We start from the raw sequence: 16,167 nt of genomic DNA, 5'->3' as shown, positions 1-16,167 counted from the left end.
AGAGGATAGCAAGAAGGAAGCAAGCGATGCCTGTTGGTGAAGGAAAGTTCAAGCTTTATGCCAAGCTGAATCCGCCTCTGGAGGCAGGGCTGTGGCGAATAAGGGCCAACCAGAAATTCTCAGCGCAAACGCCGGAGGCCAGTCTGGATGCCGGTGCGCTGAAGGTGGACGAGGAGAACATCCACCTCAGGATTCGGTCGCCGCGCTACATTCTGCCGCCCGATCAGATTCTGTCGACCTATCCACCGGCCAATTCCTTTGGTAGCTATGGCAGCCGCCTGCCACAGGTGGTCATCAAAAGACGGACCCTGCCCTGGGAACGCCGCCTTGACGGCGCACCCGCCAATACACCCTGGTTGGCACTTGTGCTCATCGCCGAAGGGGAAGCCAGGCTGGAAACCGGCGTTGATGTCGCGAATTGCGTAACCGAGGGCATTGAACTCGACGGATTAAAAGAAGTCGCCAAGGGCAACTGTCTGGCCATCAGAAAATCAGTCATCGATAAGGTTTTTCCCACCAAAAACGACGTGGACCTGCTGGCTCATGCCCGGGAGGTGGACATCCACGATACCGAGCTGATGATGGGTGATGATGACGGGTTTCTTGCCGTTGTCATCAGCAACCGTCTGCCTGTGCCGGGCAAGGACGAGGACGGCAATGATGCCCCGGTGAAGTATCTGGCCTGTCTTGTGAATCTTGAGGGCCAATACGATGTGTTGTTGGACCGGTCCCCGGATCCGGTGCCGTCGTTCGTTACACCTTTCATGGTCAAGAGTACCGTTCACCAGAGTATGGCCAGTTACGACGACCATCAGGTGATGGGCACGGCTCTGGCTCCACGGGCTGCGGGAATCAATGCCGGCGACCTTCAGAATCTGACTCAGCCGGTGCCTCTGGCTCCGGGCGTCAAAGGCTCCCGGTCGACACAATTCAAGTCCGGCGCTGCGGCAACTGCCGGCGCGGTCCCATATTCCGGCTCCGGTACCTGGGCCATCAAAAAGTCCAAAGGCTCCACTTCGGCAGACATTGCTCTCAATATGGCCGAGCCCTTTCGGGTGATTCAAACCTTCGAGGCCCTGCCTTTGGACCCCGAATATCGGTTCCCGGTTTTGCTGCACTGGAGTTTCACCACGACCGGCGACACCACCTTCCGATCATTGATGGAAAACCTGGACTCCCGCCTGCTTGGCGATGTAGGGCCAGGTCAGAAATCCGTGAGTGGCCGCCTGCCTCTGGAGGTTGCCGAAAGTGGACATGTCGGTCTGGGCCACCAAACCCGTGAGGGTGACAAGGTACGGTCCTGGTACAGAGGACCGCTGGTGCCGCATCCCACCCGAAATTCCAGTGCTGATCGACTGAAGCTGGCACACAGTTCAGACCAGCTCCGAGTGGTTATACCGGATGGCCGGGAAGATCTGTCACTGGCCACTGCCTTTGAAACGGGCCGTCTTCTTACTCTGTCTCAACCGTCCATCATCGCTTCGTTGATGCGGTGGCGACAAAACGACTATCACGCTGCCCGACTGAAGTCCCTGCTCATAAAAAACAGAACTCTCTGGGAGGAGGTGCTCGGGGCAGGCATTGATCAAATAGACCTTCGCCATCTGGGCCGGCTTTCAGGACGTTTCTTTGCCGATGCTGTTGTGAGAACCCCTGAAAAGTTTCTGGGAAATCCAATGCCCCAAGTCGGACCCGGACGGCCACTGGAATTCAATGGTCAGCCCACCACCGTGCTTGCTCGGGGGTTGGGGCTGGAGCCGGCCTTATTCGTCGGCGACCTGAACAAAGTTTTCGAGGGTTTGCGGGGTGTCCAAGTGCCCAAAGAAGACCTGCTTACACGTGAACTGGGCAAAGTCGATTTGCGGGGAACCCTGGAGGCGGATCTGGACCGGCAGCGTGTCGATCTGGTGTCCAGCACGCTGTCGAATGAACTGATCAACGAACACCTGACCGGCCCTGCGTTTCCGGTCACTGATCGCCTGATCAGAGAGGGCTTGAATGACAATCTGGATGTGATCCTGCGGGACCGGCCCAGAGATTTCACGGATGAGGACGAGTCATGATCAACAAAAACCAGGACATCCTCGAAAACCTCGGACAGGAGCTGGAAAAAACTGCACGGGCTCCGCTCAACGAATTCAGGATTGACCAAAACACCGCGATGCCCGCGGAGCTTAGGAACTGGTTGGTCAGCTTGCGGCTACTCAACGGGGTTCCATTTGCCAATCTGGTGGCGGACTCCGAATTACTCCCGCAAGAATCGATTCGCTGGTTCTACATGGATCGGCGTTGGACGGATGCGCTGGTCCAGGGCGCGCTCAGCGTTGGCACGGTGAATAGTGACGACCGCATCCAACTGGATGCCCAATACAGCGCCATCCGAGCGGAACTGGATACCGAAGAGCGCAACGTACGTCGTCGCACGCTCGCCCCACGTCTGACTGGCCAAACGGGACCCATTACCGGATTTCTGCTTCGCTCCGCCGCCGTATCCGGGTGGCCGGGCATGCATGTTCGGGCTTTTGATGTAGACCCGGAGGAGGGCGACGAAGCCCGGTTCGAAGAGGACGATCCCCGACGAATCCGGCTGCTGCGTTTGGAAAGGTTGGCCCCCGCCGTTTTGCTCTGCCTGTTTGATGGTGTTCCCAAAGTTGTTCACCTGGAAGAACCGCGCCAGGGCGTCCAGTTTGGCTTCAAACACGAGGATAACGGTAACCAACGCTCAGCAACGCTGACTCCCCGCAGGAAGAGCGACTTCAGCTACCTCGACGTGGAGGACATAGACGTGCCGTTTCGCGTGGGGTCATCCGGTGTTGTTGATATTCGGCGGTTATCCGCGGCTCTGGCTGCGCATGATGAAACCGGCGCGGGCGATGGTCTGGACAGCGCCGAGTACGCCTTGCAGTTAATTCGATTCCCATGGCGGCAGGTGTTTGGGGAGGTTCAGGTTCCACCGATATCTGCCATGTTCCGGGCGACCGTGGCTTATGAGCCCATGGTTAACGCCACATTCAAGCTGTGAGGGGGCGCTATGTTCAAACACCTGTTGAAGAAAAAGACCCTCACGAAAGCGGTCTATGACGAACGATGGGCCTGGCTGGTTCGAGCGGATACTGACCTGGCCGCCGTCAATACCTGGGACCCGGATTTGCGGCGGAACAAACGCATCCTGGTTCCCATCGATGTTCAGGCCTATGTTGCAAAAGAATCCAACCCGGAGCCGTTGGTGTCCGTGACCGGTGGGCCTGGCGACCCTGCGCCTTTTGCTGAAGGGCAGGTGCCGGAAAATGGTGTTCACCTGCACTGGGCACTTCCCGATGCGCTCCTGAGGGGGGGCGAATCAGCTGCAGGCGGCGAGCTGGAAATGACAGAGCTTCCCAACCACTGGGTTGTGGTGCGAGCGCTTTTCCCCGTCGGCATTAAACGGCCCATGATACGAGGCTGGGTGATCGATGCAAAAACCGCGAGCATTCGGCCTCTGGGCTCCTTTAACGGATCGAATTTCGGTACCTCGGAACAGCCTACCTATGAACCTCTGGACGGGACCGTAGGCGGATCACCGCTCTGGACCGCGTCTTATCATGCCAGTGCCAATCGTTTCGCTTTCCATGATGCCCTGGAAGATCTGCCAGAACTTCGAAAGACCGCGAAAGACGGTTTTGAGAAAGATGCCGGTACCTACACCGTTGCGGGCTGGTATACGGACATGGACAAAGATCCGCTGGCGGTGGTTAGCAAAAAAGACTTGCTGGATGTGATGGCCGACCTTGGATGGTATCTGGATCCGGAAGCCGAGCCGCCCAGCAACGAACCGGATCTGGCCGTGTTGGAACGTCTGTTATCGAAAGGGGAGATGAAGCAGCCAGCTGAGGCAACTCCAACCAGTTTTGTGGCAAAAGGCCGTGTTGAATCTTTCACTTACGCCGACATGACTCCGGAAATGGGCCTGCCGGTGGATAAAGCGTCCAAGTTGTTTATTGCCCAGAAATCTCCCACTTTCATGTCGCTTTTTCACGGCATGATTTCCGGCGTGCCAATCGGAGAGAACTTGCCGGTCATTGACGAGCGACCATCCTCAGAGGCGCTGTCGGTCGCGGCCGGGTTTGATACGGATGATCTGGTTACCGCCCTCGGCGCAGATGCCATCGGCGATAGCGTTTCCCGGAGGCGTGCCGCTGAAATGCTGGCCGCTGCCTTCACCAGCGATTTGATGGACCGTATGGGCACTCAGGACGGCCTCCGGGATATTGCCGAGCGAGAGCACGACGACATGTTCAGCTCTCGTCCGGGCAAACCCTTGCCTGCAGCCAAACTCGATCATCTGCGCGTTGAGGACTCCGCGTCGGTTAACGCAACTTCGGTCGGGCGAAAAGGGCGGGCCAGGATGAGCAAGGAGAGCACCGCCGGACGGGTGTCGCCGCTGCCTCGTTGGCGTGACAAAGTTGTCTTCAGCGAGGAAATGCAAGCGCCCAAAGCTCCACCAATCGAGCTCAGATCCGATGCGATTCGGGGTGCGCTCAAAGACCGGCGCACTGTTGAACGACCCGCACCCCGTCTTTTCATGCCCCAGCCCCCGTCGCTGGCCATAAAAGGTGCCAAGCCAAGCCTGCGCCATCATTATGACGGACTCCACGATGATAATGGCCGTTTACGGTGCCGTTACCCCAATGAGGCGGTGAAAGGCATCAAAGGCGTGGTCAAGGCGAAAGACCTGGTGCCCACGCTGGGATCGGGCGCAATCCCGCCCGAAGTGTTGACCATCGTACGTGAAGCTCTGGTTCTGAATCCCTACTGCAGCCGCTGGCTGGCCAACGCTGCCACCGACAAGGACGAGGTTCGCCCGAAGTATCAGAGCCGCATTGAAGGAGAGATGCTCCGGCTCTACTCCGCAGATGGTCGCTACGACGGCAGCGGGGCGTACACCTTGTCTGGCAGCCTTGCGGATCCGCAAGCGCCGGGAAAGGAAACCTGGCAGCAATTCTCTTTCCAGGAGACGTCCCTGAAAAAGCAAATCACGGCTGAGCTGGCTGTTGCCTCTTACCTTGAGGGGCTGAGCCCGAGCCCACTGGGGGTTACCGCCTGGCGACAGCCCTGGGTGCCGCTTTGGCTGGAATGGCGGATTGAATTGGAGGGCTCGACTTCTTTGACTGATTGGCAGCTCGATGAACTGGACATGGTTCGAAAAACCGACGCCAGTGATGTCCAGATGATTGAGATTACCGGGCGTAGCCCGCTGCATCGGGGCCTGGGGACGGCTCTTCAGGCAGGTATCAGCCGCTGGGTTGCGGCGGAGCAGGAGAGGGAGGCCACCGGCGATACGCTGACGGCATCCCAGGAAAACACATTGAATACCCTGGCGGATTTCATCAAACCCCAGGATCTAGCGTCGGCCTCTCTGGATGGGGTCAGGGAACAACTCCTGGGCCTGAACTATCTGGGCGGATTCTTCTCCACGCCTGGCGCCGATGACCGGCCAGAGGTTATTGCCGATCCTTTGACCTTGTTCGGGGGAACCATCTCCTTTAAGGCGCTTCGTTTGGTGGATGCATTTGGCCGTGTCCTTGACGTGCCTACCACGGACATTCAAACCACCACACCCCTGGAAATACCGGATGATACCTCTGCCATGAAGATGCCACTGCGCATCCAGGGGGGCGGGCGCTGGCTTTTTCGGTTGGTCGACCCGGCCTATCAGGGCGACCCGGCACTGGCTCCTGAAGCCTTTGTGAATCAATTGGAGCCAACCTTGGCGGTTAACCCTGTTGCCGGCTTTCTGTTACCTGACCACATTGATGAATCTCTCGAAGCTTTCGATAAGAGGGGGAATCCATTGGGCCAGATCAGTCATCATGAGCTGACCGGAGCGGTCCGCTGGGAGCTAGCTCCGGGGAGGCCCTTGCCCCCGGGCGCTGGCCCTATGGCCGATCTGCCGCCCGATGCAACGCCCGTGGGCAATCTTGTTTCCGGGGTAATCAGAACGGATGTGCAGCATCGAAAGGGGGAGCTACCGACTACCGAAAGCTCGCTGACAGGTTTGCTGAGGGCAATCGACACCACACTCTGGACAGTGGATACCTTCAGTACATTGGGGTCGTCATCGATTGCCGGCCTGGTGGGGCGTCCCATCGCTGTGGTCAAGGCGACACTGAGGTTGGATGTGCCTGACGATCTTGACGATGTGCGAGTGGATTCAATTGAAACGGCGAATACCCGCAAGGCCGCGTTCGAGGCGCTCCGGGATCAGGCGTTTCCGGTACGGCTGGGCGATCTCCAGCGCAGCGACGATTCACTGCTCGGTTATTTTATTGATGACAACTACGACCGGTTCCATCTCGTCGACAAGTCCATCGGTGCGCTGGCTCGGGAGAGCGGTCGTCGCCGAGGGCAGTTGGGTTTGCTGGGCAAGGTTCATGTTCCGGATGTCCAGCCACTGGACCATCCTTATCTGGTTGACGAGGATCTTTTCTATGTCCGGCCCGGTACCTGCCATACGCTGACGCTGTTGATGCTGCCTGCTGGCAAGGTGCACCTTACCTCCGGCGTTCTGCCGAGGAAGTCACTGGCTCTCAATGACGCCTGGATCAATGATGGCCTTAAGCGGGTGATCCCTTCTGTTCGGGTAGGTCCGGTGCTTGTTGATCCTGAGGAGATTCGGTTACCCAAGGTCAATCTTCTGGGCGAGAAGCAACAGTTCACTCGTCGGACCGGCCCCTTGACCTGGCGAGACGACCCCATCGTTGCCGCGACGCAGTCAGCACTTCTGCCAAGAACGCCTCACGAATTCCAGGAGGGCTGGATTCGGATCATTGAGGAGGATCAGTCATGAGTGATATCCCAGTGAATTCGATATCAGCTCAGGAGCGAGCACGTGAGAGGCGCCGTAAACGAAAAGCTGAGAAGCAAAAGAATGCGGCCGCAAGGGACAGTTTTTTAACGTCAATATCCGGTGCACCAGATAAACAGGCGCTGTCGGACGCGATGAAAGTCTTTATGGAGAGTGAGGGTATTGGAGCATTCGGTGAACCGCTGGACCTGCCTTCTGCTCGGGCTGCTGCCGGCCCCGGCCCCGCTCCTATGGTGTTTCCAGCTAATAATACCAATCGCTGGGTACCGATTGGACCCTCGGTGGTTCGCCGGGGCCAAGCCGACGGCCGACCTCGGGTGTCTGGGCGCGTTCGGGATCTCGCTGTCAGCCCGGATGGCCAGAGGGCCTACGCTGGTTCTGCCAAGGGCGGTGTTTGGTATACCGGCGATGGCGGCGCTACTTGGGAGCCCGTCGGTGGGTGGGCCAACGAGCCGCGACGTGCTGGGGGTAACACCAGTGCTTTCGCCTGTGGTTGTCTGTTGGTGAATTTTGGCGCGACCGTCGCTGACGATTTTGTGATGGTGGGTACCGGTGAGATTGGTGCCACGCAGGGTGTTGATGGCGCTGACTCCATACACGGAGTTGGTGTTCTTTCCGCCACAGGCCCTGCTGCAGGTGGGTTGAGGTTCGATCCCTGGGAGTCCTCAGCGGGCATTGGTGTTCTGGAAGGTGTGTCAATCGTAAGGATGGTTCGAGTTCCAGGGTCTCCCGCTGGGGCGGACGGTGACATCGTTTTGGCAGCCACATCAGCGGGTCTTTTGAGAGGCACCCGATCTATCGTTTCGGGTTCTCTCCAGTTTACGTGGACGGCACTAAATTTTCCTGCAGCACCGGCGTCTCCACCGGCTTTTGGAGCTGTTTTATCCGCTTGTGATCCAACAGATCTTTGCTACGTCAATAATCGGCTTTTTATTTGCTACCGACACACCGGAGTCGCATTTTCTGACGACAATGGCACGACTCAGAATTGGGTCGGGATGAATTTTCAGCCACCACCAACAGTGCCAGCAGGCAGCACGCTTCTCGGTAGATTGAGTATTGCAGCCAATGATGACGCCGACAGGGTTTATGTGCTGGGAGATGTCGACACCAACCCAAGCGCCAATCCTTCGCTTAAGATTCCACATGTCTGGCAAATTGCTAACCCCGCCGATGCTGCCCCCGTAGCCAATCCACTCAATAACGTGCCGTCAGCCGCCAACCTCTGGGATGGCCAACGCGATTATGATCAGGCCATGGTTGTGACCACTCGGAATACAGCGCTGGTACCACCCCCGGTCCGAACGGATCGTGTCTATATTGGCGGTTCAACGGTTGAGCTGAACAATTGGAACGCGTCAATCTGGGCTTTCGACGTAAACGGCAACAACCTGGTGCCCTCGCCGGGAGTTTCTGACCAGCCCGCTGGAACGAATGCCGGGGCGACTCGGGCGGGACTCATCGGTGATTCGGTCCATCCGGACGTTCACGCACTAAAAAAAGCCACTAATGCTGACGGGTCCCGGCAAATCTGGGTGGGCTGCGATGGCGGAGTTTTCGTCTCCCTACGCGATGGGCAAACCAATACGTTCAGCAGCCGCAACGTGGGCCTTGCCTCTATCGAATCCATCTTCAGCGCCAGCCATCCCACATCGAGTCATTTCGCCATACTTGGGTGTCAAGACAATGGTCGCCAGGTACGAGTGGGTAGTACGGTTTGGGAAATGAAAAACAACATGCAGGGTGACGGTGGAGGTGTGACCTTTCATCCTGTCCAGTCCCACTACGTGATGGGACAGTATGCGGAGGCGAGCTGGGATTGTGACCCGTCCGGTCGATACGCAGCTCCCTGCAACCTGATTGATAATGACCCCGAACAAGCGAATAACACCAGTAACTTTTACTCGGGAATCGACACCGTGCGGCGAGCCTCTGGTAACCGAGCGAGAGTGGCGTTGGGAACCAATCGAGTGTGGGTGACCGATAATCTCGGCACCAGCAACCCGAACACATGGCGGGTGTTACCCATTACCGCCGTTGGCACTTTCGTTCAGTGGCGCGATGGCCGGCCTGGCAACCGCAGGCCGAGCACCGCTGCCAACATGGCCTTCGGTGTGCCCCCGGCAGGCTTTGGTCCGGTAGTGACTGTTAAATGGGTGGACGAGCGGACTCTCCTGGCGTTGTTCAATGCGGGTGTTATTCGCTACAGCGAAGACCCGGGAAATCCGGGTCGCTGGACATCAACGGCGTTGATCGGGCCGGGGGTTGCCGCGCCGGCGGCGCCATTGGTCGTCCCGCAGGCGACTTTTTTTACGGATATTGCGCCAGTTCCGGGAACCAACGATTTTTATCTCACCACGACTGGCCAAACCACCAACTGGACTCCGGCCGTTCCGGCATCGCCAACCTCTGCAGCGGTAGCGGCCATCGCGCCAGTCGCCGCTGCAGACGCCTGTTTTTACTATGATAATGCAGCCGGAGGTTGTCGGCTGACCGGTCTGGGCCAGGTCTTGCCAGCCTTGCCCCCCCGGGCGACCAGCCCGATCGACCCGGCGTACTCGGTCACGGTTGACCCGGCCAACCCCAGTACAGTGTATGTCGGCACGTGCATTGGGGTATGGACTTCAACCAAAATCGCGGGCAATGCCCATGGCCCATGGCAGCTGTTCGTGAACGGTCTGCCGGAAGCGGTCGTGCAGGACCTTCACATCTGGCAAGATCCGTCCGGCGCGGGCACGTCGCCGAGGTTGATGAGGGCCACCTTGCAGTCCCGAGGCGTTTGGGAGGTCAACCTCGCTGCAGCTGAGCCCGCCCGAACCTATGTGCGGGTGCACCCGAGGGATGACCGCCGCATGTTCCCGACCCCCATGCAAAATCCGCGTCGTCGTCCCGGGGCCACGGCGGAGCCCTTTTTCGCGAGCCCGGATATCGTTGTACGGCCAGAGGCACCGGTAGGGACAACGCCATCGTTCCGGGGAACCAACATCTGGAACGGCAATCTGCGCTATCAACTCTGGACGTTCCAGACCGCCTTCCGGTGGATTTACCCCAGCGTTATCCCAAATGGTGAGTGGAGTGACCAAATGGGTGATCTTGTTGAGCGCCACCGCCGCTTGAGAGGCATTGCAAACCCGGGCGCAAGACGAATAGATGCTGCCTTGTGGGCTGACGTGATGGCCAACGCACTTGACGAGAACGGGTCGCCGGGTGTTTACAGGGCGCCCTGGCAAAACGCAGCCGTACCGGCGTTACCCGGTTCGGAGATTGACCTGATGGAAACAGTGGTACCCCGGCGAGTGAGGAACTCAGTCTGGCAGGTATACCGCGAGCGAAGCATCGTTGATGTCTTGCTGCACCATCGGGACACCCGGCCGGTGGCTGCAAACGGAGCGTTTGTGGTGCTGTTATGGCGTTCCGGAGCCTCTCAAAACACGTTGCTGGGAACGGATTGTACAAACGTCTTGCCCTTTGTCCGCAGCCTGACCGGCGGAGCGCCGCAGCCAACACCTCCGGGATGGAACGTGGCGCTGGCGGCTGACGGCACGCCATTGAACCGTTTGTCGGTTGACCTGGCTGCTCGAATGCCAAGAGCGGTGTCTATCAACGTGGACTTTTCCGGCGTTTCGACCGGTCATCGGATACTGCTCCTGGCTGTTGTCGGCTCAACAAACGATGTCTTTTCGGCAGTACCAACGGGTCCGGTTACCTCCGTGGAAAATCTGGTGCGCAACTGGCCCCATGCTGCGGCCCGGGTTGTCAGCGTCTGGCCTCGACCCGGCAATCAACTTTTCCCTTAAGCAAGGACGCACCGATGGAACTTGATGCGATATCTCTGATCCTTCTGGCGCTGGCCATCCCGGCGTCGTTTATTGTCTCCGCTGCAGCGGGCCTCGGCGGTTCCCTGATTCTGGTGCCCGCCATGATGATGGCCATCGGTACCAAAGAGGGGATCGCCGTGGCTGCTTTGTTGTTGGCCTGCAACAACGTTGCGAAGGTGGCGGTTTACCGGAAAACCCTGCCCTGGAGGGCCTCCGGCGCCGTCATCATTGCAGTTCTGCTGGGAACCGCACTGGGCGCGACTCTGATGCTCAAACTGCCAGAGCTATGGATTCGGTATGCCGTTGCGCTGGTGATTGTTGTCACCCTCGTGTGGGAGTTTTCGCCCTATCATCGCGCGAAAAAAGCCTGGGGGGTTGGGCTAGCATTCTGTTCTGGCGCTACCTCAGGTATTTCAGGTACTTCGGGGCCGCTGAAGGGCGTCGCACTTCGCAGCCTGCAGCTTGAGCGTTTTTATTTTGTGGGCGCCGCCTCTCTGGTGTCCCTCGTCGGCGACACGACCAAGGCCGTGGTGTTCAGTCAGTCGGGCTTGCTGCAAACAGAGCATCTGGTTCTGGCAGGTATTCTGGTCCCTGTTATGGCAGGTTGTACCTTGCTGGGAAGAACCATCAACAGGAAACTGGGAGAGCGCTGGTATAGCGTTCTGTTCTGGACCGTAATGGGCGGCTATATCTTGCGACTGGTGACATAAATGGCGGACCCAAAAGAGAAGAAGGGAGTGGGAAAACACCATTCTTTGACTGACCAGGCACCTGAAAAGCAACCTGCACGAGACGCAGCCGAAAAGGTGGCCTCCGGACAACCGGCAGAAAAACCTGATTTCGATCAGAAAGATCAAAACATTTCGCCGCGTCGAAAGGCGCCGGGGCCCGGAAAAATCTCTCGTCCGTCATCGGAAAGCCAGCCGGAGCCGGAAGCCGAGGGAGGACCGGGTGAGCAAACATCGGCACCGCCTGAGGCCGTCATCGATGAGGGTTCAAAAGGCCGGAAAGGCAAGAAGCCATGACAGCTATCGTCGATACCAAGCGGTTGAACAGCGGCGACACCGGGGGACAGGCAGGTACAATCCTGGAACCTGCTCTGGCATGCTCCGGTAAACGCATTATCGTAACGGGCAACTGGTTTTGTTCCCGATCCACCGACGGTGGCGACAACTGGGTGTTTGTAGACCCCTATACGGAATTGCCTCCCGCAGGTGCTGGATTCTGTTGCGATCAGCTCATTCACTACTGCTCTTCCAGACGGCTCTGGATCTGGCTTCTGCAGTTTTCCAAGACCACCCAAGGAAACCTGATTCGTGTCGCTGTCAGTTCATCCGGCGCGCCTGGTACATGGACCTGGTGGGATACAACTCCGACGGATATTGACGAACAGTGGTCGGGGACCTGGCTGGATTACCCCGATCTGGCCGAATCAGATAACCACCTCTTGCTGTCGTTCAACGTGTTCAGCACAACCACGGACCGCTGGCAAAGAGCGGTGGTGTTACGACTGTCCCTGGATCAATTGAAGGCGCGTGAAGCGATCTCCCGGGAAGCCTGGTCAACCGAAGAATTCGGATCTCTCCGTTTTTGTCGGGGCATGGGAAGTACGGCGATCTTTGCCAGCTTGAGCTACTTTCAGCCATCTATCGAAGTGTTCCGATGGCCTGACGACGAAGAGGATGTCTCGCAAGTTTCCGTCGCTGTGAGGCATTGGCGCGACGGCCCCTACGCAAAACCTGATGATGCGACAAGTCAATGGATGAATCGCATGGATGATCGCGTTCTCGGAGCGTGGGAGTCAGGCGGTGTTCTTGGTTTCGTCTGGGTGGCCTCGGCGGATGTTCAGCACCCTTTTCCCTTCGTACGCGTGGTGAGAATCCGGAAGAGTTCGAATGAGCTGATTGATGAGCCCGATCTGTGGAATTCGGACCGGGCCTGGGCTTATCCGTCCGTTTGCCCGAACCAACGGGGCGATGTGGGCATAGTAGCGGTGTGCGGTGCCGGGGGCCGCCATCCAACGCTGGGGGTTGGGTGGCTGGATGACAGCGATTCAAATGCTTTGCCAAACTGGCAGATGGCTCTGGGGGATGCCTCTAGCCACCAGCCCCACGCTCGAGCATGGGGAGACTACCTCGATATCCAGCCAGACCCACGCCGTAAAACCTATTGGATGGCGTCCGCCTTTACTCTCCAGGGAGGTGGGGGAAGGGCAAATATTGTTCCGCAGGTTCTGACATTCAAGCCATAAAACCATTGACTGCCTGAACGTTATTTTGTGGGAGGAACAGTTGGACGAACGGCTACTTATAACCCTTGACCGTCTGAGGCGGAGATACGGCCCCATGATGGTTAACAACTACTAAGAGAGGATGCCCGATGAACTCAGCTGTCGTTCGCATATTTTCCATTTTCGCCGTTTTGCTCCCGTTTCTTACAAGCGCCGCCTCGGCTGAGCAGAATCTTTACCAGCAGTTGGCGAAGATGGCCGGGGAGTGTCGGTCAGCAAGGAGTGTAGAATGTACTCAAGCATGCCTGCGCCCTTCGAGGGAGCTCAGGCACGGCAAAACGGTTCCAGAATCCGACATTGAGGCATGTCGGGCAGCCTATGCGAGTTTTGAGTCGACCAAACCCACCCCCGAGCCGGTCTGGGAGCCCGAGTATGCGCCAATGCCAGATGTAGTCGGCATTTTCCGTGGGGCTTTGGTTGACGCCAAAGGACGAGTTGACTGGAAACGTTATTGCCGCTCCTCAGCTCAGATCAATGGCAAGGCACTCCAGATGCGAGGTATCTCCAAAGGCGCGACTGTGAGGGTGTCCGGGGTTCGATACGTCACCAACCCGACACGCAGCTTCGACAGGGCTAAGCTGGCATGCCACGCCGACAGCGTTGAAGTAGTGTCCAACCCCTGATTGGAGGGACGAAAGGGGCGCTTGCTTTTTGTTTCTTGTCAGAAAATGGGCTCACCAGTCGCCTTGACCGCGTAGAAGAGGCAATCGCTCTTTGCAATCACCGGGTTGGTGGTAATCATAAAGGCTTTGATGGCCTGCGCGGGGAAGATTTTCCCCTCTCTGACCTGAAAAACCTGCTCCATGTTCTCGGTCCGGTTATGGCCGATGGCGTTGAGTACGCTGAGGCCTTTTTTTCCAATCCATCCCAGCGGCTCATTTGGCGATACGATCCCGAAATTTCGGTGTTCGATGTCTGGTGACAAAGTGAGGTCAGCCCGGCCGGAGGGTTCAGGAAGATATTCTATGGTTGCTTCCGGAACCAGCTCCACCCGAATCGGATTTCTTAGTACCTCCACGTCCCACTCCGCCTTTTCAAGTGATAACACGTCTGGCCTTGAGGCATACCGCACGAGGCCCTCATACGCCAATTGATGGGCCTGATCATCTTGGGACCCACCACACTCGATGGTTACCGTTGGGACTTCCTGCTCGGAGTATTCCATCAGGGCGCCGAGGCGAAGATCTGTCATTATGAGGCGGTCTGTGAACAGAGAGGTCAGCGCCTGGTGGGCCGCATCATTGGTGATGGTCACCGCGAAGGCCGGCCCTGTGCCTGAGGTGTTGTGTACGTCCAGCAAGCATTCCGGGTTCGCGTCATGAAGTTCTGACAGCATGGCCTTTGCAATCGCGCCTTCCTCTCCCGCGAACGGTTCTTTGAAACAGCGGTTGAGGTCACGTCCCGCAGGAAGCTGTCGCAGTGAGAGGGTGGGCGGGATTTTCGCAGGGTAGACGCCGCCCAGGAGAAACAGCATGTTGACCTCAGGGGTGTGCTGCTCTAGCAGCCAACGGTGAAGCGCAAACAGGCCCGAAGGCTCATTACCGTGAAGCAGCGTCGCCATGGCCCGGGTGCGGGAGCGATCGCGACCAGCAACACGGACAACCGTGGGTTTCTGCAGCTGCTCCAGCCATTCAAGAGGGGAGCGGCCCAGCGTGCGGGGTGAGGGATCATGCAGATAATCGAGTACGTTCGAGTTGCTCACGGTGACAATGTCCATTCATGGATCGGCGTATTTTTCTTCTGGTTGGCCATGTAAAGAGACAGCATAGTTCGGAAGGCTTCATGGGGGCTTACGTTCTTGAACAGGGACTCGGTGATGTGGCGCTGCCAACGCGCGCCCGACATGGCTGTTTCAATGCGGCCTTCGATGATTCCCAGCAGGCGGCGTATTTCCGATTCGTCCACGGCTGTCTGCGCAAGGGCTTCACAGGCCCGGGGCAGAAGCTCCCGGGCAACGGTTAACAGGGGCGTATCCTGCAACTGCACCTGATCCTTGTGAGGCCAGATGATTTCTGCCCCGACGCCATATTTTGCGGCGCGGTAAAAATTGTGTTCGGTGTAATGGAAGGGGAGTATCGACGTCAGATGGCCGATGTCATCCAGCACGGCCAATGCTGCCCCTATTATGAACAGGCCGTTCGCACACATATCAGCGGCGGTCGGGCCTGCAGGCATGGAGCGAATCTCAATGCGCAGATGGCCGCCTTCGGTATGGTCGTAGATGGCCCGGTTCCAGGGCCAGGTGGTTCCCTGGTGCAGTCGCAGTTCGGCCAGTTTTGGCACTTCGCCACGATCAATCATCGCCATCGGATCTTCCTCCGACATCAGGGGAATGATGGGTGGGTAGAGCGATGCCGAGGCAGCAAACAACTCCCAGGCGCTACGAATCCAGCCGGTCCCATAGTAGACCCTTGGCGGATGGCGCCAGGTTTTATGGTTGGGTGATCGGCTGTCGATGGATTGTTTGAACAGGGCAATCCGGGTTTCGTCCCACAGGTGGTGGCCAAACAGACTGGGTGAGTTGCTCGCCAGAGCGAGGACCACCGGCGTGACGAGTTGTACGGCATTGAAATAATCCGCAAAACGATGGGCTGGCACGCGCCAGTGCAACTGGAAAGAGGTGTTGGCGCCTTCCATGTAGACATCGTCGGCCTCCAGGTTAATCACATCGTTACCGCCAATATGGATGCTGAACGGCTCGCCCCGTTGTTCGAGCAATGCTTTGGATAGCGCGTGATAACGAGGTTCGTCCGTCATCACCTGCGCACCCATGTCGGACTGGCGAAGTGTCGGCAAAATGCCGATCGGTACCAACTCTCCATCCAATGGCGCGGCGTGCTCATCGATCCTCCGAATCGCAGTGAGCAGCTCCTGCTCCGTTCTGGCAAACGGTGATCCCTTGAAGGCCTGGGGGCTGAGGTTGTATTCGAGGTTGAAGCGGTTGAGTTCAACCGTAAGCTGGGGGTCCTGGACTCTGGCGGCAATGTCGGTGTTGATGGGTTGCACGCGCAGGTCAGAGTTTACGATGTAGAACTCTACCTCGGCGCCAATGGAACTCTCACCCTCACCAAAGCCGGGCTGGTTCAAAAGACGAGTGAGCGCTTTCAGGTCTGTGCGGACCTTGGCGGCAAAACGTTCAAACTCTTCCGGCGCAAATTCCGTTGTCTTGATCGACAGTCCCACGGCAACGTCTTCTCCAGCGCTGACTTACCTTG

9 protein-coding genes are annotated in these 16,167 nt (G+C 57.9%); 7 read left to right on the top strand and 2 right to left on the bottom strand.

What is annotated here, in order from left to right; all coding sequences use genetic code 11:
- Window positions 1-26: 26 nt before the first annotated feature.
- The 7 genes from ABNF92_RS02675 (at window position 27) to ABNF92_RS02645 (ending at window position 13,575) form a co-directional block, all read left to right on the top strand.
- Complete coding sequence (locus ABNF92_RS02675; protein ID WP_349343365.1) at window positions 27-2,063, top strand: hypothetical protein; 2,037 nt, start codon at window positions 27-29, stop codon at window positions 2,061-2,063.
- Window positions 2,060-3,022 carry a hypothetical protein gene (locus ABNF92_RS02670; RefSeq protein WP_349343364.1) on the top strand — a complete coding sequence of 321 codons (963 nt, stop codon included), beginning with the start codon at window positions 2,060-2,062 and terminating at the stop codon, window positions 3,020-3,022. Before ABNF92_RS02675 ends, ABNF92_RS02670 begins: the two co-directional genes overlap by 4 nt.
- Window positions 3,023-3,031: 9 nt before the next feature.
- Complete coding sequence (locus tag ABNF92_RS02665; protein WP_349343363.1) at window positions 3,032-6,826, top strand: hypothetical protein; 3,795 nt, start codon at window positions 3,032-3,034, stop codon at window positions 6,824-6,826.
- 1,016 nt (window positions 6,827-7,842) lie between these two features.
- Window positions 7,843-10,641, top strand: coding sequence for a hypothetical protein (locus tag ABNF92_RS02660; protein WP_349343362.1), 2,799 nt, complete (start codon window positions 7,843-7,845; stop codon window positions 10,639-10,641).
- A gap of 14 nt (window positions 10,642-10,655) precedes the next feature.
- On the top strand, window positions 10,656-11,372 hold the full coding sequence (locus ABNF92_RS02655; protein WP_209398028.1) for a sulfite exporter TauE/SafE family protein: 717 nt from the start codon (window positions 10,656-10,658) through the stop codon (window positions 11,370-11,372).
- A 311-nt stretch (window positions 11,373-11,683) separates the two neighbouring features.
- A complete protein-coding gene (locus tag ABNF92_RS02650) occupies window positions 11,684-12,913 on the top strand; it encodes a hypothetical protein (protein ID WP_222464265.1) in 1,230 nt (409 codons plus the stop codon).
- A 419-nt stretch (window positions 12,914-13,332) separates the two neighbouring features.
- On the top strand, window positions 13,333-13,575 hold the full coding sequence (locus ABNF92_RS02645) for a hypothetical protein (protein WP_222464266.1): 243 nt from the start codon (window positions 13,333-13,335) through the stop codon (window positions 13,573-13,575).
- 38 nt (window positions 13,576-13,613) lie between these two features.
- Here the strand turns inward: ABNF92_RS02645 and ABNF92_RS02640 are convergent, their stop codons facing one another.
- On the bottom strand, window positions 13,614-14,654 hold the full coding sequence (locus ABNF92_RS02640) for a succinylglutamate desuccinylase (RefSeq protein ID WP_349343361.1): 1,041 nt from the start codon (window positions 14,652-14,654) through the stop codon (window positions 13,614-13,616).
- Complete coding sequence (locus ABNF92_RS02635; protein ID WP_349343360.1) at window positions 14,651-16,135, bottom strand: hypothetical protein; 1,485 nt, start codon at window positions 16,133-16,135, stop codon at window positions 14,651-14,653. Before ABNF92_RS02635 ends, ABNF92_RS02640 begins: the two co-directional genes overlap by 4 nt.
- Window positions 16,136-16,167: the final 32 nt, after the last annotated feature.

Source organism: Marinobacter sp. MMG032, assembly GCF_040112695.1.
In the GTDB taxonomy this organism is placed as follows: Bacteria; Pseudomonadota; Gammaproteobacteria; order Pseudomonadales; family Oleiphilaceae; genus Marinobacter; species Marinobacter salsuginis.
Note: the sequence above shows the minus strand (reverse complement) of the source record. Positions and strands in the feature narration are given on the sequence as shown.

Bases quoted from the DNA above. Each gene is read 5' to 3' on its own strand.
- ABNF92_RS02675 (WP_349343365.1), top strand. From the start codon at position 27: ATGCCTGTTGGTGAAGGAAAGTTCAAGCTTTATGCCAAGCTGAATCCG.
- ABNF92_RS02670 (WP_349343364.1), top strand. From the start codon at position 2,060: ATGATCAACAAAAACCAGGACATCCTCGAAAACCTCGGACAGGAGCTG.
- ABNF92_RS02665 (WP_349343363.1), top strand. From the start codon at position 3,032: ATGTTCAAACACCTGTTGAAGAAAAAGACCCTCACGAAAGCGGTCTAT.
- ABNF92_RS02660 (WP_349343362.1), top strand. From the start codon at position 7,843: ATGAATTTTCAGCCACCACCAACAGTGCCAGCAGGCAGCACGCTTCTC.
- ABNF92_RS02655 (WP_209398028.1), top strand. From the start codon at position 10,656: ATGGAACTTGATGCGATATCTCTGATCCTTCTGGCGCTGGCCATCCCG.
- ABNF92_RS02650 (WP_222464265.1), top strand. From the start codon at position 11,684: ATGACAGCTATCGTCGATACCAAGCGGTTGAACAGCGGCGACACCGGG.
- ABNF92_RS02645 (WP_222464266.1), top strand. From the start codon at position 13,333: ATGCCAGATGTAGTCGGCATTTTCCGTGGGGCTTTGGTTGACGCCAAA.